Genomic DNA, 25,382 nt, shown 5'->3' on the forward strand with positions numbered 1-25,382 from the left:
CGGGAAAAATGCGATATAATGTATCCTATCTGAGCGGAGGAAGGTTTTCCTCTGCCGTAGGCGAAATGAGGACGGGGAAAAGCCCCGCGGGGTATCATAAGATAATATTTCAGTACAGGGCCTAAGGGGCCGGAAAGGCAGATTTCAGATGGCGTGGTTTTCAGGACTTTTTTCCATGTTTTCCATGTTTTCCAAGGATATCGGCATAGACTTGGGAACCGCTAATACTCTTGTATTTATGAGGGGAAAAGGCATCGTAATGCGGGAGCCTTCGGTGGTGGCTGTGGATGTGCGCAGCGACGAGGTGTTGGCCGTAGGCAAGCAGGCTAAAGAGATGCTGGGCAGAACGCCCGGCTCCATTGTAGCGGTGCGTCCCCTGAAGGACGGCGTGATTGCGGATTTCGATGTGACGGCCGCCATGCTCAAATATTTCATCAAAAAGGCATTGAAATCCGGCACGTTGAGCCGGCCCCGTATCGTGGTGTGTATCCCTTCGGGCGTCACTGAGGTGGAGCGCAGGGCAGTAGAGGATGCGGCGCGGCAGGCGGGTTCCAACAATGTGGATCTCATTGAGGAACCGATGGCCGCCGCTATCGGCGCGGGTCTGCCCGTAAGTGAGCCCACCGGCAGCATGGTGGTGGATATCGGAGGCGGCACCAGCGAGGTGGCGGTGATATCTTTGGGGGATATCGTCACGGCTGTGTCCGTCAGGATGGCGGGAGACAAATTCGATGAGGCGATTGTCACCTATGTGAAAAAGAAATATAACCTACTCATCGGCGAACGCACGGCGGAGGAGATCAAGGTTAAAATCGGTTCAGCGTTCCCCACAGACGACACGATCAACTCCTTTGTGGAAATAAAGGGACGGAACCTGGTGGACGGCCTGCCGAAGAATGTGACCATCCATGCCGACGAGGTACGGGAAGCTTTGGCGGATTGTGTCATGATCGTGGTGGATGCGGTGAAAGATACGTTGGAAAAAACGCCGCCGGAGCTTGCGGCGGATATCATCGACCGGGGAATCATGCTCACGGGCGGCGGAGCACTTCTGCGCGGCCTGGATAAGCTGGTAAGCCAGGAAACCGGGATTCCTGTCCATGTGGCGGAGCGTCCGCTGGACTGCGTAGTGGAGGGCACAGGCAAGAGCCTGGAGGTGGAACTGCCGAAATCCTATTATCGTTCCCGGAAGAAATGAGCGGTGCCGGTGCGGTCCGGCAGAAAGAAAAAGCGGGATAGAGGAGGACTGCTGCGTAGGCGAGCGGTGTGAGTGACGCCCCTGGTTTGGGGGCAGCGCCCGGAACATCGTGCCCTGCGGCAGTCCGACTTTGACTTAGAAGGGAGCTTTGTGCTTGAAGGACTTTTTTAAAACCAGCTCATTTAAGGTCCTCATGATTGCGGTGGTGGTGCTGCTGGGGCTGATCATCTACACGGCGACAGCGGGCGGTTCGGTGCTTGCGAACATGCTGGGGTTCGTCTCTTCCCCCATGCAGAGTATCAGTACCAAGGCGGCAGGGTCGGTGAAGAACTTCATTGACCTGGATGGCCTTTCCAAGGATGAACTCAAGCAGATGATCTCCGAACTGGAAACTGAGAATGCGGAACTACTGCAGCAGCTGGTAGATTATTACGACCTACAGCAGGAAAACGAGCAGCTCAAGGTGCAGTTGGATATTTCCAAGGATCTGCCGGATCAGGAGATGGAGGCTGCCTCCGTGATCGGGCGGGACCCCAGCGATGTATTTTACGGTTTTTCAATCGATAAGGGCACCCTGTCCGGCATAGCGGTGGGCGACCCTGTCATCACCCAGAGAGGGCTGGTGGGAATTGTGACACAGGCCTATGCCACTACCAGCAAGGTTTCCTGCATCCTTTCGGAAGAGGTAAAGGTGGGGGCTATCTCCAAGAAGCATTCGGAAAGCGGCGTGGTGACCAGCAATATTCAGTCGGCTGCCAGCGGGCTGGTACGCATGAATTATCTTTCCGGCGATACAGAGTTGGAGAAGGGAGACATCATTACCACCTCCGGCTCAGGAAGTATCTATCCCGAGGGGCTTATTATCGGCGAGGTACAGAGCATAGAAAAGTCGGAAAACGACATCTCCCAGTATGCAGTTGTCAAGCCCTATGAAGATTTGAAAAATGTGACGGATGTGTTCGTCATCACCAATTTTCCGGGGAAGGGCGATGAAGGCACGGAGATTCCCTTGGCCAGTCCAGGGCCGGAAAACAGTGAGGATGCGGAGGCGAAAAAATGACGGATTTCAACCGGCTGATTCGCTATCTTGCCTACACGCTGGAACTGCTTGTGCTTTTTATGCTGCAGGAGACGCCGGGCCTGCTGCCGACAATCTTTGGAAGCAGGCCGCTGTTGGTCCTGCCGGCTGTGCTCACCATCGCCCTGTTTGAAAAGGAGCTGCCCGCCATGATTTTTGGAATCGTGGGCGGGCTGCTGCTGGATTTCGGGCTGTCCGGAGTGATGGGTTTTCATGCTTTGATTCTGGCGGTGCTGTGCTTCCTGGTCAGCTTACTGGCACAGGTTTATCTGCAGGTAAACATTGTCACGGCTGTGTTCATGGGGATTTGGACTGCTGGAATAGTCATCTGCCTGCAATGGGTCTTCCTGTACTATTTTAGGGGATATTCCTTGCCGGGGTATGCTTTTATGCACCATCATCTGCCCAAATATTTTTACACGCTCCTGTTTTTTCCATTGGTTTATCTTCTGAACAAAGGCCTGTTCCAGGCTTTGCAGGATCCGAATGCGGCGCCATAGCGTAGTGCAGCAGGAGCGGGGCTGATTGTGCCCGGCCGTCTGCCCCCATATCACGTTTTAGGCCGGAGAATTCCATGGGAACGAAGCTGTATGGCGGGTTTCCAACTCTAAGAGAGGTGTCGATATGAAATTGCCGAAGCTGCCTAAAATCGGGCGGTCTGCCGTATGTATTCTGGTTGTGACCGCTATTTTTCTAGTCTATGTCGTCAGGCTTGTGGAGTGGCAGATTGTGCGGGGGGAAGAATTCCACCAGATCGCCCTGAGCAACAAAACCGACACCATTGAGCTTTCTGCAGCCCGGGGGGAAATCCTGGACAAGGACGGCGTTGTGCTGGCTGGAAATAAAACTACTTACGACCTGGTCTATAACGCTCTTAAAATGGTCTACGAGGAGCGCAATGCAACCATTGTGAAGGTGGTTGCTCTGCTGGAAGAACGTGGAGAAAAATGGGTGGACAGGCTGCCCATCGAGCTGGATGAAGAGGGGGACTATGTTTTTTCTGAGAATAGAGAGGACTCCATCGCTTCCCTGAAGGAAACCTTTGATCTGGCTGAATATGCCACGGCGGAAGACTGTATGAACGCGTTGATCAATGAGTACAACTGCTCAGGCTATTCCCGCGAGGATACCCGCATTGTGGCGTCGGTTCGTTACAATATGACCCGTTCCGGCTATTCCAGGACCAATCCTTACGTAATTGCTCAGAATGTTTCACCGGAGACGGTGGGGGTTTTCAGTGAGCGGGAAGATGAGTTCAAGGGGATTGAGCCCAGAGTGTCCGTAACCCGTACCTACGGGGAAGACGGTTCCCTGGCGCCTCACATCCTGGGCGACGTGGGCCTGCTGAGTCCGGAGGATTATGAGGCGGCAAAGGAAAACGGCACCGTTTATGACAGTGAGACCAACCCCTCCGGCTACAAATGGACGGACAGCAAGGGGAAGAGCGGCCTGGAAGAGGCCTTTGAATCCCAGCTCCGGGGAAAGCGGGGCAGGGAGAGCATCCTGGTGGACGAGACCGGTGCCGTAAAGAGCACTACCGTTACTGAGGCCCCGGAGGAAGGGAATACCGTTCATCTGGCGCTTTCGGCGGACCTGCAGCGGGTGGCGAACCTGTCTCTGGAGGAGAACGTGAAAGCTAATACCGGGGCGGCGAACTGCGAGGCGGGCGCCGCCGTGGTGCTGGATGTGAAGACCTTTGGCGTGCTGGCCTGCGCCTCCTATCCCACTTTCGACATGAACCGCTATAAGGCGGATGACAGCTATGTGGAGCAGATCGGGGAGGATAAAACCAGCCCGCAGTATAACCGGGCGCTGGACGGCAGTTTCACCCCCGGTTCCGTCTTCAAGCCTATGGTGGCGTTGGCGGCACTGCAGGAGGGCGTGATCAGCGCTTCCTCCACGCCCTATAATTGCCAGGGGTATTATCAGTACGCCGATCTGACGCTGAAGTGCACCGGCGTCCATGGTTATGCCGACGTGTATGAGGCGCTGTCAGGTTCCTGCAACGCCTTTTTCTGCGACACAGGCATGAATCTGAGGATTAAGAAGATGGATGCCTATGCGGAGTATTTCGCTTTGGGCACGAAGACCGGGGTGGAGTTGTCCGAAAGTTCCGGCATCATGTCCAGCCCGCAGGAATATGCGGAGAACCACCCGGGCTTCACCTGGACGGACGGCCTGACCGCACAGACGGCCATCGGCCAGTGCGACAACATGTTCACTCCCATCCAGCTGGCCACCTACTGTGCCACCATTGCCAACGGCGGCGTACGTCTGAGAACGCATTTCCTGGATAAGATCACCAACTATACCGGGGACGAGGTGGTGGAAGCCTATCAGCCGGAGCAGATGTCAGACGCAGGCCTTTCCAGCGACGTGCTGGGCGTGGTACGGGAGGGAATGCGGCAGGTAGCCGCGGATCCCAACGGCACCGCCTATGCCACCTTTGGGGATTATCCGGTTGCAATCGCGGCAAAGACCGGTACAGCCGAAACCGCCAATGATGAAGAGACGGATCCCAACCTGACCTTTATCGCTTACGCCCCCTTGGATGACCCGCAGATTGCGGTGGCCGTGGTGATGGAGAAAGGGAAAAAGGGCGCCTATGCCCAGAATGTTGCAAAAGATATCCTGGACCAGTATTTTGGATTTGTCACCCGGGATGAGGACGGCAACCGCTTTGACAGCGAGGGGAACCAGATCGACAAGGATGGTAAGGTTTTGAAAACAGCGGACGAGGTGGCGAAGGAGAAAGAGGAACGGGAGAATGCAGAGAAGATGGAAAGCGAAGCCTCGCAGCTCCCGGAGAAACAACAAGGAACCAATTCTTCCGCTTCAGAGGAATCTTCCAGTTCTAAGGACAGGGATGAGGGGATTCCCGACACACCCTTTACCGGAGAATCGCAGCCTGTATTGCCTGAAAGTACAATGCCCCCGGAAAGCAGTTCAGGGAGCAGGACGGAAAGTTTCCCCAATTCCCCCTATTGGGGCGGTCCCTGAGAGCGGAAAGCTTCCGGATGTACCGTGAGTGGATGTAGCATTAACTCTTTGTTTGAGCATGAGAATGTCAAAAGCAAAGCAGGAAATTTATGCATATAATATAAAATTATAGGAAATTAATATTTGTTTTTGACAATGTGCGTCATGTGTGTTAAGATGATATTCGAGGTAGTTTCTTATGGGAGTTTCAACAGTTATCACATCTGGAAAGGGAGGCGTAGGAAAATCTACGGTCTCCGTGGGTCTGGGACGAGCTTTGGCACAAAGGGGACGGCGAGTTCTTCTGATCGATTGTGACGCAGGCCTCCGCAGCCTTGACCGGATGACAGGTACTGAGGAGGCTCTTGTATTTGATCTGTCTGATGTGATACAGGGCAGATGTGCCCCGGCAGACGCTATTTATCCCTGCACCGAAACAGAAGGGCTGTTTTTGCTGCCAGCGCCCTCTTCAGGGGAAGATATGGCAAGTCCCAGCGTTATGCGCAGGCTGGTGCCGCTGCTGAAACGATATTATGACCATGTTGTGCTGGATTCTCCCGCAGGTGTGGGAGGCGGTTTCCGCTCAGCAGCTTGTGCGGCGGATCGTGCGCTGGTCGTGTGCAGCCCGGATCCGGTATGCGTACGCAGCGCCAGTGCAGTTAAGAGACTTCTGGAAAAGCTGGCGGTCCCGGAGCTCCGGTTGGTGATCAATCGCTTTAACAGCAGGCTTTTTGACGAGACCGGCGTTTACAGTGATTTGGACAATGTGATCGATGCCTCCAGCATTCGGCTGTTTGGTGTGGTTCCGGAGGACTATTCCCTGGCGGCGGCCTTTCTGAAAGGAAAGAAGGCGGAAGAACATTCCAAGGGTATGATGGCTCTCTGCCGGATTGCCGGCCGGCTTGACGGAGAAACGATTCCTCTTTCTGTCTTTTAGGCGGTAAGGCGCCGGAGCAGAACCGTGTAGGATGATACGAAGCATCAGCGTTTCCAATTCGGTTCAGTGAGAGGTTAGGATGGATGAGGTTTGTTCTGGTAGAGGATAAAATTCGGATATTTATAGTTTAGGGAGGAATATCGCCATGAATATTGCAATTACGGCTCACGACGCCAAGAAGGAATTGATGGTTCAGTTTTGTATCGCTTATTGCGGTATTTTGAGCCGGCATACTCTGTGCGGAACGGGGACTACCGGCAAAATGGTGTCGGAGGCGACGGGCCTTAAAATTCAGCAGTTTTTAAGCGGGCCTCAGGGAGGCGATCAGCAGATTGCCGCACGCATTGCCTGCAATGAAATTGATCTGCTTCTGTTCTTCCGGGATCCGCTGACTCCGAAGCCCAATGAACCTAACGATATGAATTTGCTTCGTATCTGCGATATGCACAATATTCCGGTGGCCACGAATATTGCCACGGCTGAGGTGTTGATCCACGGCTTGGAGCGGGGCGACTTGGATTGGAGAGAGATTGTCCGGAACTGAAGCTGCAGTGCGGCTTGACAAGGGATGTTCCTGGCAGTATAATGAAGAGTACAACCGGCGAGGACCGGGAGGAGTATTCTGCGGCCACGCAGCAGAGAGAGGGGGCGCGAAAGCGCTGAAAGCCCCCTTGGCGCAGGACAGGAGAAAGACACCCGTGAGCCATACAATGGAACATTGCAAAGGAAGGCGGTTTGTCCGCTTTTGAATTAGGGTGGCACCACGGAGATACCTTCGTCCCTTGCACGGCAGTATGCCGGCGGGGGAGGAAGGTTTTTCTGTTCTTTGGAGAAAGAAGGAGAGGAAAGTATGCGGGAAGAACAAGCTGTTGTGGCGGAGTTCGTCCGTGCCCATGGGCTGGAAACGGATGGTTGGGTGCGTTTTCTGGATTTGGTTTCAGAGCTGGGAGAGCTGTCCAAGGAACTGCTCAAGGTGTCGGATTATGGGAAGCTTCCCCTGACGGCGACTGACGCAATGAAGGACGAGCTGGGGGATTGTATGTTTTCCCTGCTGTGCCTGTGCGGCGTGCTTGAACTGGACGCAAAGGATGCGCTGGACGGGGCGCTTGCAAAGTATGAACGGCGTATCGCCCAGTACGGGGAGGCGGGGCAGCGTGACGCTGCACCCGAGTCGCGGTGATTGCGGCGTAACGCCGCTGCGTTTTGGGGAAGGATGGAGCCCGCATCACGTGATTTTTAGCTGCTCCCGGCTTTTTATGCCGACAGTATTCGCTTGCCCCCGGTGAGCGTACTCCATATTTCTACCCAGCCGGAAGAAGCTCGGTACTTTTCGAAGAAAAGGCGGGCGCTGCGTGCCGGTGGCACGCGTCCAGCACCATTCTCCGCTGTCGCGTCGGTCGGTCTTACCGGTCCCCACCGGGGACCAAGATCCGTAGCGGAGCGGAGACCGCATTGCGCCGGAGATCTTTTGTCACGCGTTCCGGAAGAGACTTCCGGTTTATATGGGAAAAAAGTAGGTGTGGGCATCGGGGAGTGAGCCCAAAATTTGGAGGAGTCCGAAGCCGGAATAGAAGATTTTGGCGTACCTTTTTACAAAAAGGTACGGGGAAAGAGAGGAAATGAAATGGAATTGATCACAAGAGCGCCCAAAGGGACAGTAGACCTGGTCCCCGGAGTGTCGGAAAAGTGGAAGCTGGTGGAAGGGGTATTTGAGAGCGAAGCAGAGCTCAACGGTTTCGCCGAGGTTCGCACGCCTGTGTTTGAGCACACCGAGCTGTTTCTCCGGGGTGTGGGAGACACCACGGACGTGGTGGAAAAGCAGATGTACACCTTTGAAGATAAGGGCGGACGCTCTGTCACCCTGCGTCCCGAGGGAACTGCAGGCGCAGCGCGTGCCATGCTGGAAAACGGCCTCTACAACGGGGGATACCCGGTGAAGCTGTACTACAATACCTCTTGTTACCGGTATGAGAAGCCTCAGGCAGGCCGTCTGCGTGAGCTGCACCAGTTTGGTGTGGAGATGTTCGGTACGGCGGAGCCCATTGCAGATGCCCAGGTGATCGCACTGGCTCTGTCCGCATTTAAACGTCTGGGGCTTCAGGACGTGGGACTGCAGCTGAATTCCATCGGCTGCCCTGCATGCCGGAAGGAGTATCATAAGGCGTTGAAGGAATATTTCACTTCCCGGAAAGATGAACTCTGTGATACGTGCCTTTCCCGGCTGGACCGCAACCCCATGCGCATCCTGGACTGTAAGAGTCCCGTGTGCCAAGAAATTGCCGCGGCCGCGCCCAAAATTACGGATTACCTGTGTGACGACTGCAGGGCGCATTTTGAGAGGGTACAGGAATATCTCACGGCGCTTGGCGTGGAATTTACCATTGATCCCGCGTTGGTACGGGGGCTGGATTATTATACCCGAACCGTGTTCGAATTTCCCTCCAAAAGCCTGGGCTTTGCGCTGGGCGGCGGCGGGCGTTACGACGGGCTGGTGGAGGAGCTGGGGGGTAAGCCTACCCCTGGACTGGGCTTCGGCCTGGGCCTGGACCGTATCATGATGGCGCTGGACGCCCAAAATGTGGAATTCCCCCAGCCGGTGCGGTGTGAGCTGTATTTGGCTGCACTGGGCGCGGAGGCCCTGAAGAAGGCGTTCCTGATGGTAGATGAGCTGCACAGATGCGGCGTGCCTGCGGAATGCGACCTCTGCGGCAGAGGGCTGAAAGCCCAGATGAAATATGCGGATAAGCTGGGCGCCGGGTACACGATGGTCCTGGGCGACAACGAGCTGCAGGAAGGAAAGGCGGAGCTCAAGAATATGAAGACGGGGGAAAAGCGGAAAATTTCCATCGGGGAAGATTTCATCGACGCCTATCTTACCGCCAGCACGGCGCAGGATGACCTGAGCGTTTAAAGAGGGTCGGGGCGGACAGAGGACCGAGTTCTCCCACAAGGCCCGGAGCGGTCGGTTAAGTGCGGACAAGGCTGCCGGTTCCATGGGAAGCTTCGGAAGCGATTGGGAAAGAAGTAAAAGAAAGAAATGAGGTTATACGGCATGAGCCAATACAGGACACATACCTGCGGCCAGCTTCGTCTGGAGCATGCAGGAGAGACGGTCACCCTTTCAGGTTGGATGGAAAATCTTCGTGAGGTGGGCAGCAACTTTGCCTTTCTGGTTCTGCGGGATTTCTACGGCGTCACCCAGGTGGTGCTGGAGACCGAGGAGATGGTTTCAAAGGTTAAGGCGTTGAATAAGGAATCCACCCTGTCCGTCACCGGCGTGGTGCGGGAGCGCAGCAGCAAAAACCCCAAACTGGATACCGGAGACATTGAGGTGGTACCCTCAGAGATCACAGTGCTGGGCCGCTGCCGTCATAATGAACTCCCCTTTGAAATCAATTTTTCCAGGGATGCGGATGAGAGCCAGCGGCTGAAATACCGTTATCTGGATCTGCGAAATCCCCAAGTGAAAGGGAATATTGTACTGCGCTGCCAGGTTGTCTCAGCCCTGCGCAGGGCTATGGAAGAACAGGGGTTTCTGGAGATCACCACGCCCATCCTCACAGCATCCTCTCCGGAGGGAGCCCGGGACTATCTGGTGCCCTCCCGGAAGCATCCTGGTGAATTTTACGCACTGCCCCAAGCGCCCCAGCAGTTTAAGCAGTTGCTGATGACCGCCGGATTTGACCGCTATTTCCAGATAGCCCCCTGCTTCCGGGATGAGGACGCCCGGGGGGACCGCTCTCCCGGCGAGTTCTATCAGCTGGATATGGAAATGGCCTTTGCCGGACAGGAGGATGTGTTTGCCGTTCTGGAAGATGTGCTTCCTCCCATCTTTGCCAAGTACGGTGCGTACCATGCCGCATCCCAGGCTCCGTTCCGCCGCATTCCCTATTTTCAGGCAATGGAGGAATTCGGCACTGATAAGCCGGACCTGCGCATCGACCTGCGGGTCAGCGACGTGACCGCCCTGCTTTCCGGCTGTGGTTTTGCTCCCTTTGAAGAGGGCGTGGTGAAGGCCGTGCCTGTATCGGACTGTAAGCTCCCGCGCAAGGCTGTAGATAAGCTCTGTGCTGACGTGGAAGTACAGGCCGGACAGAAGCCCTATTGGTTCAAGATGGATGAAAAGGGAGAGATCGCAGGCGGAGTGGCCAAATTCATCAACGCCGATCCTGCCCGCGCCCAGGCGCTTACGGAAGCGCTGAATCTCAAGCCCAATACCCTGGTATTCCTGTCCGCTGGCACTCTGACGGAGGCCAGAAAGACGGCCGGCGTTATGCTGAAGCTGTTGGGCGCTGCCTGTGAGGGTCATATGGACTGGGAACGCTATGAGTTCTGTTGGATTGTGGATTTCCCCCTCTATGAGATCGGGGAGGAATCCGGGGAGCTGGAATTCTGTCACAATCCTTTTTCCATGCCTTCAGGCGGCATGGAGGTCCTGGAAAAGGCTGAGCGTGGGGAGTTGAATCCGTTGACCATCCTGGCGGAGCAGTACGATTTGGTCTGCAACGGCGTGGAGCTCTCCTCCGGCGCGGTGCGGAACCATGATCCGGAGATCATGGTGAAGGCTTTCGAGCTGGTGGGACTGGGTGAAGAGGATGTCAAAGCGAAGTTCCCCGCCATGTATCATGCTTTCTGCTACGGCGCGCCGCCCCATGCGGGAATCGCTCCCGGCGTAGACCGCATGGTCATGCTGCTTTCCGGTGAAAGTTCCATCCGTGAGGTCATCGCGTTCCCCATGAATAAGAGCGCCCAGGATGTGATGATGGGGGCTCCCTCCCAAGTGGAGCCGGGCCAGCTGGATGAATTGGGCATCGAAATTGTGAAACATCAGGAGAAAGCCTGACGAAACCCTGGGCGGCACCCGCCTTTCGTCAGTCTTCGTCTGGAAAATAAAGAGGAAAATCGCCTCCGGCCGGTTTGTGAAACCATGTCGGGGGCGGTATATTTTGCGCTATTCACACTAAAAATGTCTTAAAATACACTATATATAGTATTGACAGAAAGCGGTCTGGGCTCTATAATAAAAGTCGTTCTCCCTTGGGTGTTTCTGTATGAGAGCTAGGGGAATTTTTTTCCTTGAGCCTTTGGCCCTGTAAGCGGAGGCACGGATGGGATTTGAGAGTGTGCGTGACGTGTGTGGAAAACATACATCCGGATAAGGCGGAAATCTTCGAGAGAATTAAGAAAGAGGAATGGATACATGCTGAAAACGGTCGTTAAAAGAAGCGGGGAAAAGGTCCCCTTTGACGCATCTAAAATACGCGGCGCAATTTTCAAGGCGAATGTGAGAATTGCCACAGAAAAGTTCAGTGAGGCGGAACTGGACCGGCTGACGGATGAAGTGGTGGAGGCTGCGGGTAAGCTGCGGACCACCCCTACGGTGGAGCAGATACAGGATATCGTGGAGGAGAAGCTCATTGAATCCGATTACGCAAAGACCGCCAAAGCCTATATCCTGTACCGGGCAGAACATCAGAAACTGCGGGAGATGGACGACGAGCTGGTAAAGATCTATTCCGCACTGACTTTTGTGTCAGCCGAGGATGTGGACCTGAAGCGGGAAAATGCCAACATCAATGCGGATACCGCTATGGGAACCATGCTCAAATACGGCTCTGAGGGAGCAAAGAGCTTTTATGATAAGTATGTCATCCCCCCCCACATTGCCAAGGCTCACGCCGACGGCGATATCCATATCCATGACAAGGACTTTTACACTCTGACGGAGACTTGCTGTCAAATCGATCTGCTGAAGCTTTTCCACGGTGGTTTTTCCACGGGACACGGTTACCTGCGGGAGCCCAAGGATATCCGCAGCTATGCGGCGCTGGCCTGCATTGCCATCCAGGCCAATCAAAATGAGATGCACGGCGGCCAGAGCGTGCCCAATTTTGATTATTCCATGGCGGAAGGTGTGGATAAAACCTACCGCAAGGAATATTTCAAAGCACTTATTGAATTTTTGCAAATTCGAAAGGGCATGTCCTATGAGGATGCGGAAGCCCTGATCTCTGCGGCGAAAGAAGAACTGGGGGACGACGTCACCATGGGCAGCGCCTGTGCATACAGCGAACGCTTTGCCGAATATCTGCCCCGGCATCAGCGGGAGAACGGTTTTGAGGAGATCACTGAGGAAGAGGCAATGGATGCCGGCTCCTATGCGGAAAAGACTGCGTGGAGAGAGACGGACAAGGCTGCCTACCAGGCGATGGAGGCCCTGGTGCACAACCTGAATACCATGAATTCCCGTGCAGGCGCACAGGTCCCCTTCTCCTCGTTGAACTATGGCACCGATACTTCCGAGCAGGGCAGAATGGTTGTGCGCAATTTGCTGCTGGCCACAGAGGCAGGCCTGGGCGATGGGGAAACCCCGATCTTCCCGGTACAGATTTTTAAGGTCAAGGAAGGGGTCAACTATAATGAGGAAGACCCCAACTATGATCTGTTCAAGCTGGCTATGCGGGTGTCTGCAAAGAGACTGTTCCCGAACTTCAGTTTTATTGACGCGCCCTATAACCTGCAGTATTATAAGCCTGGGGATTATGATACGGAGGTAGCCTACATGGGCTGCCGCACCAGAGTGATGGGGAATGTGCATGATCCTAAGAGAGAGGTCACCTGCGGCAGGGGCAACCTGAGCTTCACGTCCATCAACCTGCCCCGTATCGGTATTGAGGCGGAAGGGGACGTCAAGAAATTCTACCGGATTCTGGATGATAGAATCGAAGTGGTGGTAGAGCAGCTGCTGCACCGCTTCAAAATTCAGTGCAGCAAAAAGGCTTATAACTACCCCTTCCTCATGGGGCAGGGCGTGTGGATCGATTCGGAAAAGCTGGATCGCAACGACTCCGTAGCGGAGCTTTTAAAGCATGGAACACTTTCCGTAGGCTTTATCGGTCTGGCTGAGACCCTCAAAGCGTTGACAGGCAAGCACCACGGAGAAAGTCAGGAAAGCTACAATTTGGGCTTGGAAATTATCACCTATATGAGAAAACGGATGGATGAGCTGTCTCAGCAGACAGGCCTGAATTTCACTCTGCTTGCCACTCCGGCCGAAGGCCTCTCCGGCAGGTTTGTGCGTATCGACCAGAAAAAGTTCGGCAAAATTGAGGGTGTGACGGATCGGGAATACTACACCAATTCCTTCCATGTACCGGTCTATTACCCCATCAGCGCCTTTGAAAAAATAAAAAAGGAAGCCCCCTTCCACGCGCTGACCAATGCAGGCCATATCAGCTATGTGGAGTTGGACGGGGATATCTGCAAGAATGTGGATGCCTTTGAAAGCGTGATCCGCTGCATGAAAGAGGCCGGCATTGGATACGGTTCGGTCAACCATCCGGTGGACAGAGATCCGGTTTGCGGCTACAACGGGATTATCGACGAGACCTGTCCCCGCTGCGGCAGGCATGCAGGCGAGGGAGTACCGGTGGATAAATTGCTGGAGCTGCGCAAGAAATATCATGATGTGCCGGATTATTCCCATTTGATTCGGTAAGGAAAACGACTTATAACAGCAGGGCTGTCTCCGTGGGCAGCCGCAAAATGAAAGGAAGGTAATTTATGACTAAGACAACAAAATCCGCACAGAGCACGAAAGCTGTTTCGACAGAAAATCAGGTACTCGTAGGCGAAGGCCGTGATTTTGAACGGATCCGCCGCATTACCGGCTATCTGGTCGGCACCATCGACCGTTGGAACAACGCCAAGCGCGCCGAGGAACAGGATCGGGTAAAGCACACTCTGTCAAGCCTGTAAGCGATGCATATTCTACTGGTCAATGATGATGGAATTCATTCTCAGGGCTTAAAGCGGCTGGCCTTATCCCTGGCGGAGAAGCATGAGGTGACTGTGGTGGCTCCGGATGGGGAGCGCAGCGCCATAGGCCACGGGATTACTCTTCGGCGTCCGCTGTTTGTTCAGGAAGCTTTTTGGTCAGAGCAAATAAAGACGTATGCGATTTCGGGAACGCCCGCAGACTGTACCGGTTTGGGTTTGGATGCGCTGACGGAAGGACCGGTAGACCTGGTAATTTCCGGGCCAAACGACGGCCCCAATACGGGCACGGATCTGCTTTATTCCGGCACGGTGTCGGCAGCGCTGGAGGCGGCAATGCTGGGAAAGAAAGCTTTGGCCTTGTCTGCGCCCCACGGGGCTGATACGCGGGCAGTTGTGGAGATATTTCTGCAGATTTTAGATCAGCTTGATTTGGAACAGGATGTACGGCACGCGCTTAATATCAATATTCCGGCGCTGCCCGGTGAAAAGCTTAAGGGTGTCCGTTGGGCGCCCCAGGAACTTGTCCAGTGGACAGAGGAAAAGTACGAGCGGCGGATGACTCCGGACGGAAGGCTTTCTTATTGGCCTGTTCTTCGGGAGATGCCGCCTGTGCAGAACGAAGCCTCCGATATCGATTGTCTGACAGAGGGCTATGTTTCACTCACCCCGCTCACCTTCTGTATCACAGATTCCTCAGGCTTCCGGGAGAAAGAGTTTCAGATTTCTTTCGGCGGACGGTAGCAGGAGCGGCTGTCATCCGGTTCTGCCGCTATTTCTGCGGAAGGAACGGATATCTCTGAAAAACTGCAGCGGGCCGTTTTTAACGGCCCGTGTTTTTCTGGGCAAACTCTGAATAAATCCGAAGGTGGGTTTGTAGAGGAAATTTAGCCTGCAGCCGGAAAAAGCCGCACGTATGCCGGCGCATTTAAAATCGCCAAAGGTGTCTTTGAAGCAGTTGCGGGGTACTTCTACGTGAGGACGCCGCCTGGGAATCCGGAACGAGTGATTCAGCGGATATCCGGGATGTGTAATGTTGCAGCGCGCCCTGACGGAAAGAGGGAGCACGTAACTTTGGGCTTGGGAAAGGAAAAGCGTATGGAATTGAAAATAGCAGGAGTCGTGAAGGAGTCAATTGTGGATGGAAGGGGAATTCGCTATACAGTTTTTACCCAGGGTTGTCCCCATCACTGCCCGGGCTGCCATAATCCACAGACACATGACTTCTATGGAGGCAAAACGGTGGAGGTGGGGGAACTGTTTGAAGAATTTCAAAAAAACCCGATGCTCAAAGGCATGACCTTCAGCGGCGGTGAGCCCTTCTGCCAGCCGGAACCGCTGGCGGAATTGGCCAAACTGGTGCACGGGATGGGGAAAGATGTGACTGTGTTCAGCGGCTGGACCTATGAGCAGCTTCTGGAAAAGCATGACCCACAGGTGGATGCCCTGCTGCAGGAAACGGATGTGCTGATCGACGGGCCTTTCCTGGAGGAGCAAAAAAACCTGGAATTGGCATTTCGCGGCAGCGAAAACCAGAGGGTGATCGATTTGAAAGAAACACGGCGGAAAGGACAGCTTGTGCTGCTGGATGTATAAAAGCCAGACTGTCCCGTACTCTACAGTTGGAAGGCAGAACAGACAAGATAAGCAAAACGTAAAATCCTCCTGGAAGGGCTGCATTGAGCCCTTCCAGGAGGATTTTGTCTGTGCCGTTCCGTAACCAGAACGGCATGTCCCTTTTCAGCGCAGCTTAATGGTACCGCCGGCAAGATAATTGGCGAGCAGGAAAATCACATCGCCGGGAGTTACATCGTTCATTCCGATCCGGTTCAGCAGAACCTGAAGCTTTCCGTATTCCAAAATCTGTTTGACGGACTTTGCGATGGCACGGGAAACGGTACGGTCTGAAACCCCGTCCGGCGCACCGATCTCTCCATAGAGCTGCATCAAACCCTTTGCGGGAAATTCCCCTTTTTCCAAAACTCTCCGCACAGCCTCCTCTAGGTATTTCATACCCACACCGGTGCGGTACTCGGCAATTTTGTCGAGCAGGCTTCCAACATTTTCTTGATCTGGGACCATGAAATAGCACCTCTTTCGAATGAAATCGGCTAACTATACCATAATTTCCCATAATTTATACAAACTTGTCAAAATTAGTCACTTTATTCGCTAAATCGTCAAAATTACTCTTGCAGCCACAACCGGCTGAGTTTAGAAATCTTTCAAAGGAAGGAAATCTGTAACGAGATTTCCACTGCCTTCCACTTGCATGGTCAGAGAGTGGCCGTAATAGTAACCACTGTCCGAGGTGAAGGGAAAGAAATCGGTGATAGCATAGGTTTGAGTTTCAGGGCCAAACAGCATCTTCTCCCCATACCATGGGCCGCTGCCCACAGCATACTTTATCTTGTAGTTTCCCAGTGGCATATATACCGTCGCCTCCGAATTGGGTTCTATAAAGAAGGTGAGGATATCCTTCTGAACCTCCCCGTCGTCCGAATAGGCCTTAAAGAAATAGGCCTCGTTTCCGGGATTGAGAATTTTAAAGGGAGCGTACCGGTCTTCTGTGGAGGCATAAAATATTGCACCGCTATCGGGATAGGGGGTTTCCAGCTTTTTCATCAGAGTTTCGAAATTTTCCTGATATGTTTCGGCAGCATAGAGATACCCTTCATCCATACCATCGCTTCTGCCGCTCTCATAGCCTTCGCTGCGTCCCGCTTCGTACCCCTCTTTTTTGCCGGAACGGGTACCGTCGCCATAGCCGTTATCGTACCCATCGTCATAGCCGGTATTATAGCCTGTGGACCAAGCTTCATTCGCCTGGCTGTCGGCTGTTTTTTTGAGGACTGCCTGTCCGGTGGAAAAAGTCAGTACAGCGCTCAGGCATAGCAGCGCTGTGCAGCATGCTGCAGCCAGAAACCAGTTTTTCCAGAAATTTTTGCCGCGGCTTTTTTTCAAGGGGGAAACCGCAGCGCTGTTCGCCTGCCCGGCCCGGTATTGTGCAGTATAGGCGTCATAATCAGCCTGGTTTAAAATAGGCTGGTTTGTGTAGGGATTATAGTATCGTTTTTCCCGAAATTCCGGGTCTGCGTTCTCCCAAGAATAGTTCGACGGCTGTTGATTCATGGAAATTCCTCCTTTATACCTATGAGATTATCATACAGAGAAAATCCGGGGAAGTCAATGACGGAGATAAAAGTGTTTAAAATATTGAATACTTTTACAAAAAAATTATAAATAACAAATAATCGTCCCGCCAAAATTTAAAATTTATGCTATAATAGCAGCGAATAGTTCATAGCACGGAAACAAAATCGAAGCATCGTAGGACTGAAGCCTGCGGCATCATACCGCGGGTGGGAAAAGTTATGTCCGGCCTTCTGAACCAGGCTGGACCAGGGAGGAAGCCGATATGAAGCAGGAATTCGAAAATGCAAGGGTGAAAGGTTTTTTGCATGCCGATGGAAGAAGGATGGTCAACGGCTGCGGGGAGGAGGTTCTACTGAGAGGCTGGGGCATGGGAAACTGGAACAATCCGGAAGGCTTCATGCTGGGAGGAAGCAGCCATTTCAATCTTCCCCAAAATGGAGAAATCCAACATATGGGCAGACTGGACCGGGGCAGGTCTATGGATCTGATTTTAAGGGAGACCTGTGGTACGGTGTTTGCCGGAGAATTCTGGAAGAAATGGCATAGGGCCTATCTTTCCGAAGGGGATATCCGGCTGCTGCATGAGCTGGGTTACAATTCCGTGCGTCTCCCCATCCGGGCTTGCTGTTTTCTGGAGGAGGAACCGGGAATTCACTATAATGAGGATTCCTTTGCCATGCTGGAAAAGGTGCTGGATTGGTGCGAGGCTTACCAGGTATACGCAGTGATAGATCTGCATGCGGCTGCAGGGGCGCAGTCCTGCCTACCCTGCGACGACGGACCGGACAATGCACCCCATCTCTTCCTGGATGAGGAAAGCGCGGAGCGCACCATCGTGCTTTGCGAGGAGATCGCCCGCAGGCTTGCAGGCCGCTGGATTGTGGGAGCCTATGACTATATCAACGAGCCGCTCTCCGCTATGGCGCCTAATGCAGAGCTGGAGGAAAAGCTGAGAAGCTTTTATCTGGAATTGGTGAGCCGGGTACGCAAACTGGACAAAAACCATATGTTCCTGCTCAACGGAACCATGTTTTCCTCCAAGGTTCACATTTTCGACCGGAATTTTGACCCGGAATGCAACAATTGGGGCATCAGCATCCACTGCTATGGAGCGCGACCCGAGGTTGCTTCCTTCGGCAGTGCGCTGCGGAAATCCCGGGAGCTGAACGTGCCGGTTTGGATGGGAGAAACCGGGGGTGAAAACGAGTGGATGAGCAGTCTGTACGAATTGCTGCTGGAGCATCATATCGGATTTAATATCTGGTGCTGGAAATCGGCGGAAGGCTCCGGCTGTGCGGGTACGCTGCGGTTCCAGCTGCCGGAGGGATGGGAACTGATCCGGAACTATGCGGAAAATGGCGGTCCCAAACCTTCCTATGCCCATGCCCAGGAAATCTGGGAAGAATATCTGGAGCGGGTAAAAGTGGAAAATTGCCGGGTCGAACGGGAAAACCAGGCGTTTATCCTGAGAAACGGCAGCTTTTCCCTGCCCGGCGTTTGCTATGACGCTCTGCCGGAGGGCTCATTCCGGGGCAGCGGCTGGTACGGCGGATTTACCAAGTACCGGGCGGCGGACCGAATGGATATCGTCTATCCCGACTCCTGGGAACCCGGCCCCATGCCCATGGGAAATCCCAGGGAAGATGAGGAATTCTCCCGTATGGTGCTGTGCCTGCATGCTGGGGATTATGCCGGTTATACGGTGCGGTCGGCAGCATCAGACCGGACGGTAAAGCTGGAGTACCGGGCCGAGAGTCCGGCGGAGGTTCGGGTTTCCTTGGATGGGGATGTCCTCTTTGAGGGAACGTTGCCGCTTTGCCCGGAGTTTTCATTGGAAACGGCCGGTGTGGTGGAGGCAGGCCGGATGGGTCAGGTTAGAGTGGAAGATATCTCCGGCAGCTTGCTGCTGCGCAGGGTGCGCTTTGAAACACGGGAGGGCTGATCCTTTTTTTGTAAGAACAAACATGGACGTACCGGAAGAACAGGAAAAATCGGAGGGAAAACTGTGTCTGAATTTTTTGAAATGCTGATGGTGGTGGCGTTCGGTATCTCCTGGCCGCTGAATATCGTGAAATCTTTGCGCTCCAGAACGGCCAAAGGTAAAAGCGCGGCCTTTACCGTATTGATCCTGATTGGTTATGTGTGTGGTATTGTCAGCAAGCTGACGGCGGATAAAGGGCTTACCTATGTGTTCGTGTTTTACGTGCTCAATCTGGTCATGGTTTCGGTTGATCTGGGCCTCTATTTTCGAAACCGGAGGCTGGACGCGGAACGGGATAGGACGGCAGAAAAATAAGGCTTTGGAAAGGAGTCTGGAAAAATGGGAAATTCGAAATTTTTTGAATCTGAAAAATTATTCGATAATGTAACGGTAATTGCGGGGCTGGCGGGAGAACAGTGCTATCTGGTGGAGGGAAGCGAAAAGGCGCTGCTCATTGATGGGCTCAGCGGCGTGGGAAGCCTGAAAGCTTTTGTGCGGGAGCTGACAGATCTGCCGGTGGAGGTGGTGAACACCCATGGGCACGTGGACCACTGCGGGGCCAATTTTGAGTTTGGAGAATGCCGCATCCATCCGGCAGATATCCGGCTGATGTACGACCATTCCGACCCGGAGCGCAGGTTTGGTTTTGCCATGAGCGGTGCGCGTGCCAAGGCTATGGCAACGCCGCCCACCATGGCTGACGTGATTCCGGCCTGTGCGGTGAAGACCTATCCCGTATATGACGGGGACGTATTCGATCTGGGCGGCGTGCAGCTTGAGGTGATCGGCGTTCCGGGGCACAGCTTCGGCACCATCGTGCTGCTGGACCGGGAGAGAAGGGTGGTGTTTTCAGGAGATGCTTGCAATCCCAATACGCTGTTGTTTCTTCCGGGCTCCACCACCATCGAGGAGTACAGGGAGAGCCTGCTGCATTTCAAGGAATACCAGCCGGACTTTGACGTAATGTACGGCGGGCACGGCAGAAACGCAGTTCCAAAGGCGATCATCGACGACGCGCTGGAGCTCTGCGGCGAGATCATGGCCGGCACGGACGACAGAATGGAGAGCGCCTATACCGGAAGGCATTGCTATTATGCCAAGCGCTTTACCGGAGATTTCAAGCGTCTGGACGGCGGTATTGCCAATATTGCATATGCATTGGACGGGATCAGAAAGAAATGAGAAAAGGCGCTCCGCCTCAAAATGAAACCAATAAAATTGACAGGGTATGCGGCCGGAAGGAATGGATCCGGAAGAGGTATGGAGCAAATATGAAAAAAGTTGGGAAAGCCCTTCCCTTCCGAAGCGGCAGTTGTTATAATGAAGACAGCAATCGTTCCGGGAACTCCCGGAAAAGGAGGATGTGTCAGTATGGCGAAAATCATTGGAAGGCCAGCATTGCCCAATATGCCCTGGCAGGACAAGCCGGCGGGGTGCGACAAGCCGGTGTGGCGCTATGACGCCAACCCCATCATCAAACGGGATGCAATTCCCACGTCAAACAGCATTTTTAATTCTGCAGTGGTAATCTTTGGGGACGCCTATGCGGGCGTATTCCGCTGTGATAACCGTGGGGTGGAGATGGACATTTTTGCCGGGTTCTCTGAGGACGGCGTCCATTGGAATATCAACCCCGATCCCATTGTGTTCGAAGGGGAGAAGGACGTAGTCCGCAAGGAATACCGCTATGACCCCCGGGTCTGCTTTATTGAGGACCGTTATTACATCACTTGGTGCAACGGCTATCACGGACCCACTATTGGCATCGGCTATACCTTTGATTTCAAGACCTTCTATCAGCTGGAAAATGCCTTTTTGCCCTATAACCGCAACGGCGTGCTGTTCCCCAAAAAGATCAATGGGAATTTTGCAATGGTCAGCCGTCCCAGCGACACCGGCCATACGCCCTTCGGCGATATCTTCTACAGCGAGAGCCCGGACCTGACTTTCTGGGGGAAGCACCGTTATGTGTTTGGTACGGCAGGCGGCTGGCAGTCTAAGAAAGTGGGCCCCGGACCTACCCCCATCGAGACGGATGAGGGATGGCTGATGATCTATCATGGCGTGTTGAATTCCTGCAACGGCTTTGTCTACCGTTTCGGCGTGGCCCTTCTGGATATCGACCGCCCCTGGATCGTCAAGGAGCGCGGGAACTTTTACGTGTTCGGGCCGGAGGAGCAGTATGAGCTCACCGGGGATGTGCCCAACGTCACCTTCCCCTGCGCCACGCTTACCGATCCGGAAACAGGCCGCATCTCCATCTATTACGGCGCTGCCGATACGGTGACGGGGCTGGCCTTCACTACGGTGGATGAGCTGCTGGGCTATATGCGGAAATATCCCATGAATGTGGGAGATCAGGAAAACAAGTAACAGAAAAGCGATGCAGAGTTGGGGGAAGAGTGAAAGTCATGCCATTGGAAGAGATGAACAGTTTTTTTGACGCCCGTGTCAAGGACTATGAGGAGTACGTGCGCCAAGAGGCCGACGGAGCGCAGGATTATTACCGGGAGACAGCCAAGCTGATCCCGAAGCGTAAACGCCTCTCCCTGGTGGATTTGGGAGTGGGTACCGGTCTTGAGCTGGATGAGATCTTTCAGCAAAACCCGGGCGTCACCGTGACGGGGATTGATATTTCGGAGGGGATGCTTCGGAAGCTTCGGGAGAAGAACCGGAAGCGAATGGAGCAGGTCCAAGCGGTAAAGGGAAACTTCTTCGAATATGATTTCGGTATCGAACGGTATGACGGGGCGGTTTCTGTGATGTCAATGCACTATTTTGAACCCCAGGCCAAGCTTGAACTGTACCGCAAACTCGGCCGGAGCCTGAAAAAGGGCGGGTTCTATCTGGAAACGGATCTCTATGCCCCCAACGGAGAGTACGAACAGTCCTGTGCCGCAGAGAACGAGAGGCTGCGCAGGGAACAGGGCATTCGCGGTGGATTCTACCATTACAGGATCCCCTGTACGGTGGAGCGTCAGGCAAAGTTGTTTTTTGCGGCGGGCTTTTCTTCGGTGAGAGTCTGCTGGGCCTGTGGAAACACGGTTATTCTGATGGCGAAAAAGTGAGAAGTGGATGGAGCAGGGCGGGGTTTGCGCTCTGCTCCTTTTCTGTGCTGCCGGCCGGAACCGTTTGGGAAGAGGATGATGAAATATTGACCGGACGCGGAGATTCGTGTATCATTAAGAGAACGCAGAAAAAGGTCGGACTTCCCCGGCGTTGCTTCCACTGGAGAAAGTCGGAGCCTGTGCGGCCGTCTGCCCGGAGCAGGCGGGTTGGAGAAAGGAAGAGATTCTATTTATGGTAAAAATATTGACGGACAGTTCCTGCGACTTGAGCGTGGAACGCTGTGCAGAGTTGGATGTGGAGATGCTGCCCATCACCGTGCATTTCGGTGAGGAGAGTTACCGCGCAAATCTGGATATCACAAACGGGGAATTTTACGAGAAGCTGGCAGAGGCCAAGGAACTGCCAAAAACCGCGCAGATTCCTCCTGCCTTTTTTGAACAGAAATTCCGGGAATACCAGGAACACGGCGACGAGGTAGTCTGTCTGTTTATCTCTTCCAAGATGAGCGGCACCCTGCAGTCCGCCACGGTAGCCAAGGATATCCTGGGGGCCACCAACATCTATCTTCCGGACACGCTGAACGTCACATTCGCGCTGGCGCTCCTGGTGGAGGAGGCGGTAAAGATGCGGGACCGCGGCCTCTCTGCCCCGGAGATTGTGGAGCATATTCAGGAGCTAATCCCCCGTGTTAGGCTCTGGGCGCTGATTGACGATCTGAAATATTTGAAGATGGGAGGCCGGTTGTCGGCCACCAGCGCACTGGTGGCCTCCATCCTGGGGATCTGTCCTATCATCACTTTGAAAGATGGACTGGTGGAGGTTGTGGGAAAGGCACGGGGGAAAAAGGCGGCCTTCAAATATATTGAGGGCCTGGTGCAGAAGCATGAAATTTCCTCCGATTATTGCGTCACGGTTGGGAATGCCAATGTGCCGGAAACTTGCGAGGACTTTCTGGAGTATTTTGAGGAGATTCTGAAAAAACGTGAGGTTCATTGCTGTTCTATCGGCAGTATCGTAGGGACTCACACAGGCCCCGGCGCCGTGGGGCTGGCTTACATCAAGAAATAGGAGTTGTTCTGCAGTCCTGAAGCATGGTCTTTTTTGCCGGCTTTTGGACTGCTTTTTTTATTTTTTTCACATCAGCGGGTGATTTGCAGCAGCCGGGATTCCGCTTATGTTTCAGATTCAAAGTTGTATCCAAAGTAAAATATATAATTTGTGTAACAAATTTGTAATTATGTGAATAAAAACAGGATAAATTATCTAAAATCCAGTAGTTTATTCCTTAAAATCGTAATTTACTACTATTCCCAGAAGCGGCAGCTTCATAGTAAGATAACGCTAGAAGAAGCTTCCGAATTCCCATGGATAATCCTGGGAGGAGAAGCAGCTCGGCCGGCGCCGGAAGCGGCGGCGGGGGATAGAAGCGTACGAATATAGTATGGAGGTGTCTGTGTATGAAACGATCGGTCAGGCTGGCAGCGTTCTTGATGACGCTCGCCATGGTAATCAGCGTCTTTGCCGGGTGCGGCGACAATAAGGGCGGCGGCTCTGCAGCATCCCCCTCATCCAAGGAAGAAAAGAAGTCTTCTGAGTCGGTTTCCTCTGAAACCACACCGGAGGATGCCGGCGCGCTGGATACATCCAAGGAAGTGGAGCTTGTGATGTATGTGGTCAGTGACCGTCCCGCAAAGCAGGATGAAATCGATGAAAACTTCAATAAGATTTTTAAAGAGAAGCTCAACTGCACACTGAAGGTGAACTGGATCGGCTGGGCGGAATATCCCAATAAATATCCGCTGCTGTTCTCCTCCGGCGAGAAATTCGACATGGCATATACGGCCACATGGCTGAATTATGCTTCCTTAGCGCAAAAGGGCGCCTTTTTGAACCTGGATGAGCTGTGGCCCAAATACGCGCCGAAGAACTTCGAGCGCCAGTCTGATTCCGCGTTGTTCCAGGCTACGGTGGACGGACACTATTACTGCATCCCCACCCTGCTGGCCACCTATTCCGCCTATGGCCCTATCTTCCGGACGGATATTCTGGAGGGGACCGATTGGGATGGAAAGATGGAAAACTTTGATGATTTGGAGAAATACTTGGGCTATGTGAAGACCGCCAGGCCTGATATGGAGCCGCTGAACGTGTATCAGTCCGGCTCTGAGGTAGACGACCTTTTCATGCACTTCAACGGTCAATATCCTGTGAAGGGCGCCATGTCCAACGATTTCCTGTGGCTCGATCCGGCGGAGGAGGATCCGCAGCTCTATACTTTCTACGAGTATGAAAAAACACCGGAATTCCTGGAAATGATGAACCGCTGGAACGAGGCAGGGTATTTCACAAAGTCCGCTCTGTCCGATACGGATTCCCAGAAAGTCAAGAACGGCAAGGCTGCCTGCTCCGTGCACAATATCGACAGCTACTCCGGCAGCTATATCGAGCATCCCGAATGGAAATTCCGGTATGCCAATTTTACCAAGGATGTTTCCAACCTGCCCTTTACCCAGGATGCTCTGGTTATCTCCAATACGGCGGAGAATCCTGAAAGAGCTCTGGCTCTGTATGATCTGATCACCAGCGATGAGGAAGCCTTCCGGGCGTTCTTTTATGGCGTAGAGGGCACCTCCTATGAGATTATCGACGGTCAGGTCAAATCTCTGGATCCGGACAACTATGCGTTTTCTGCCTGCTGGGCGGCCCGTACCTCGGAGTTTAACCTGGATTCTTACGGCGCCCCGGCGGATCTGAAGACCTTTAAGGACGGCTTTGACGAGCACATCAAAGAGATGAATGGGGAAGGTACCGCGAAGTTCCGTGGATTCTCTGTCAACACCACCTCTATCGAGACGGAATATGCGGCCTGCCAGAACGTACACCAGCAGTACTGGTGGCCTCTGGAGCTGGGCTATACCGATCCGGTGGAAGGGCTGAAAGACTATCAGTCCAAAATGGAAGCGGCAGGCGTCGAAAAGGTCCGTGAAGAGCTTAAGCGCCAGCTGGACGACTATCTGGCTGAAATTGCAAAATAAATGCAGCAGCAAAAAGAGGCGGTGGGGGAGTTCCTCTTCCCATCGCCCCTTTTTCGTGTTATGATACCTTCAATGTACAAAAGGGACAGAGAGAAAAAAGCAAGAGATTGTATTTTTGTCCCTTGTTCCAGAAACCGAAATTAAGAAGGACAGTGCGGCGTACCTGTTCGCAG

At 53.6% G+C, this 25,382-nt stretch carries 21 protein-coding genes and 1 pseudogene; 20 read left to right on the top strand and 2 right to left on the bottom strand.

Going from position 1 to position 25,382, the window contains the following annotated elements; translation table 11 throughout:
- The first annotated feature begins 148 nt into the window (after positions 1-148).
- From mreB to nrdG, 13 genes and pseudogenes are all read left to right on the top strand, one after another.
- The gene (gene mreB, locus BN3911_RS00430; RefSeq protein ID WP_276780262.1) at positions 149-1,198 is read left to right on the top strand and encodes a rod shape-determining protein; all 1,050 of its coding nucleotides are present in this window, start codon (positions 149-151) and stop codon (positions 1,196-1,198) included.
- A 154-nt stretch (positions 1,199-1,352) separates the two neighbouring features.
- Entirely contained in the window at positions 1,353-2,258 is a 906-nt protein-coding gene (gene mreC, locus BN3911_RS00435; protein ID WP_066859840.1) for a rod shape-determining protein MreC, read from the top strand.
- Positions 2,255-2,776, top strand: coding sequence for a rod shape-determining protein MreD (mreD, locus tag BN3911_RS00440; RefSeq protein ID WP_066859843.1), 522 nt, complete (start codon positions 2,255-2,257; stop codon positions 2,774-2,776). The genes mreC and mreD overlap by 4 nt, the downstream gene beginning before the upstream one ends.
- Before the next feature lie 124 nt (positions 2,777-2,900).
- Positions 2,901-5,276, top strand: a complete 2,376-nt coding sequence (locus BN3911_RS00445) for a penicillin-binding transpeptidase domain-containing protein (protein ID WP_066859846.1) — start codon at positions 2,901-2,903, stop codon at positions 5,274-5,276.
- 178 nt (positions 5,277-5,454) lie between these two features.
- Positions 5,455-6,192, top strand: a complete 738-nt coding sequence (locus tag BN3911_RS00450; RefSeq protein ID WP_066859849.1) for a nucleotide-binding protein — start codon at positions 5,455-5,457, stop codon at positions 6,190-6,192.
- A 145-nt stretch (positions 6,193-6,337) separates the two neighbouring features.
- The gene (locus BN3911_RS00455; RefSeq protein WP_066859852.1) at positions 6,338-6,736 is read left to right on the top strand and encodes a methylglyoxal synthase; all 399 of its coding nucleotides are present in this window, start codon (positions 6,338-6,340) and stop codon (positions 6,734-6,736) included.
- 282 nt (positions 6,737-7,018) lie between these two features.
- Complete coding sequence (locus tag BN3911_RS00460; protein WP_207644488.1) at positions 7,019-7,372, top strand: MazG nucleotide pyrophosphohydrolase domain-containing protein; 354 nt, start codon at positions 7,019-7,021, stop codon at positions 7,370-7,372.
- A gap of 444 nt (positions 7,373-7,816) precedes the next feature.
- Positions 7,817-9,103, top strand: coding sequence for a histidine--tRNA ligase (gene hisS / locus BN3911_RS00465; RefSeq protein ID WP_066859942.1), 1,287 nt, complete (start codon positions 7,817-7,819; stop codon positions 9,101-9,103).
- Between the two features lie 141 nt (positions 9,104-9,244).
- Positions 9,245-11,035: an aspartate--tRNA ligase gene (gene aspS / locus BN3911_RS00470; RefSeq protein WP_066859945.1), complete on the top strand. Its 1,791-nt coding sequence runs from the start codon at positions 9,245-9,247 to the stop codon at positions 11,033-11,035.
- Between the two features lie 357 nt (positions 11,036-11,392).
- Entirely contained in the window at positions 11,393-13,690 is a 2,298-nt protein-coding gene (locus BN3911_RS00475; RefSeq protein ID WP_082941982.1) for an anaerobic ribonucleoside triphosphate reductase, read from the top strand.
- Positions 13,691-13,824: 134 nt separating this feature from the next.
- A pseudogene (gene nrdD / locus BN3911_RS17805) lies at positions 13,825-13,950 on the top strand (anaerobic ribonucleoside-triphosphate reductase); the annotation flags it as partial.
- A 3-nt stretch (positions 13,951-13,953) separates the two neighbouring features.
- A complete protein-coding gene (surE, locus tag BN3911_RS00485) occupies positions 13,954-14,712 on the top strand; it encodes a 5'/3'-nucleotidase SurE (protein ID WP_066859859.1) in 759 nt (252 codons plus the stop codon).
- A 354-nt stretch (positions 14,713-15,066) separates the two neighbouring features.
- A complete protein-coding gene (nrdG, locus tag BN3911_RS00495) occupies positions 15,067-15,564 on the top strand; it encodes an anaerobic ribonucleoside-triphosphate reductase activating protein (protein ID WP_066859951.1) in 498 nt (165 codons plus the stop codon).
- 144 nt (positions 15,565-15,708) lie between these two features.
- On the opposite strand, the gene BN3911_RS00500 is transcribed toward nrdG, so the two are convergent.
- Together BN3911_RS00500 and BN3911_RS00505 are read right to left on the bottom strand one after the other, a co-directional pair.
- Positions 15,709-16,050 (bottom strand): sporulation initiation factor Spo0A C-terminal domain-containing protein, encoded by a 342-nt coding sequence (locus tag BN3911_RS00500; protein ID WP_066859865.1) that lies wholly within the window; start codon positions 16,048-16,050, stop codon positions 15,709-15,711.
- 132 nt (positions 16,051-16,182) lie between these two features.
- A complete protein-coding gene (locus BN3911_RS00505; protein ID WP_066859868.1) occupies positions 16,183-17,100 on the bottom strand; it encodes a FliH/SctL family protein in 918 nt (305 codons plus the stop codon).
- 286 nt (positions 17,101-17,386) lie between these two features.
- On the opposite strand from BN3911_RS00505, the gene BN3911_RS00510 reads away from it, so the two are divergent.
- The 7 genes from BN3911_RS00510 (at position 17,387) to BN3911_RS00540 (ending at position 25,209) form a co-directional block, all read left to right on the top strand.
- On the top strand, positions 17,387-19,066 hold the full coding sequence (locus tag BN3911_RS00510) for a glycoside hydrolase family 5 protein (protein ID WP_066859871.1): 1,680 nt from the start codon (positions 17,387-17,389) through the stop codon (positions 19,064-19,066).
- A gap of 63 nt (positions 19,067-19,129) precedes the next feature.
- On the top strand, positions 19,130-19,420 hold the full coding sequence (locus BN3911_RS00515) for a hypothetical protein (RefSeq protein ID WP_242871045.1): 291 nt from the start codon (positions 19,130-19,132) through the stop codon (positions 19,418-19,420).
- A 24-nt stretch (positions 19,421-19,444) separates the two neighbouring features.
- Positions 19,445-20,287, top strand: coding sequence for an MBL fold metallo-hydrolase (locus BN3911_RS00520; RefSeq protein WP_066859875.1), 843 nt, complete (start codon positions 19,445-19,447; stop codon positions 20,285-20,287).
- A 189-nt stretch (positions 20,288-20,476) separates the two neighbouring features.
- Positions 20,477-21,478 carry a glycoside hydrolase family 130 protein gene (locus BN3911_RS00525; protein WP_066859877.1) on the top strand — a complete coding sequence of 334 codons (1,002 nt, stop codon included), beginning with the start codon at positions 20,477-20,479 and terminating at the stop codon, positions 21,476-21,478.
- 38 nt (positions 21,479-21,516) lie between these two features.
- Complete coding sequence (locus BN3911_RS00530) at positions 21,517-22,173, top strand: class I SAM-dependent methyltransferase (protein ID WP_066859880.1); 657 nt, start codon at positions 21,517-21,519, stop codon at positions 22,171-22,173.
- Between the two features lie 232 nt (positions 22,174-22,405).
- On the top strand, positions 22,406-23,242 hold the full coding sequence (locus tag BN3911_RS00535) for a DegV family protein (RefSeq protein ID WP_066859957.1): 837 nt from the start codon (positions 22,406-22,408) through the stop codon (positions 23,240-23,242).
- A 389-nt stretch (positions 23,243-23,631) separates the two neighbouring features.
- Positions 23,632-25,209 (top strand): ABC transporter substrate-binding protein, encoded by a 1,578-nt coding sequence (locus tag BN3911_RS00540; RefSeq protein ID WP_066859883.1) that lies wholly within the window; start codon positions 23,632-23,634, stop codon positions 25,207-25,209.
- Positions 25,210-25,382 lie beyond the last annotated feature (173 nt).

The sequence above is a fragment of the Neglectibacter timonensis genome (assembly GCF_900048895.1).
GTDB classification, from domain to species: domain Bacteria; phylum Bacillota; class Clostridia; order Oscillospirales; family Acutalibacteraceae; genus Acutalibacter; species Acutalibacter timonensis.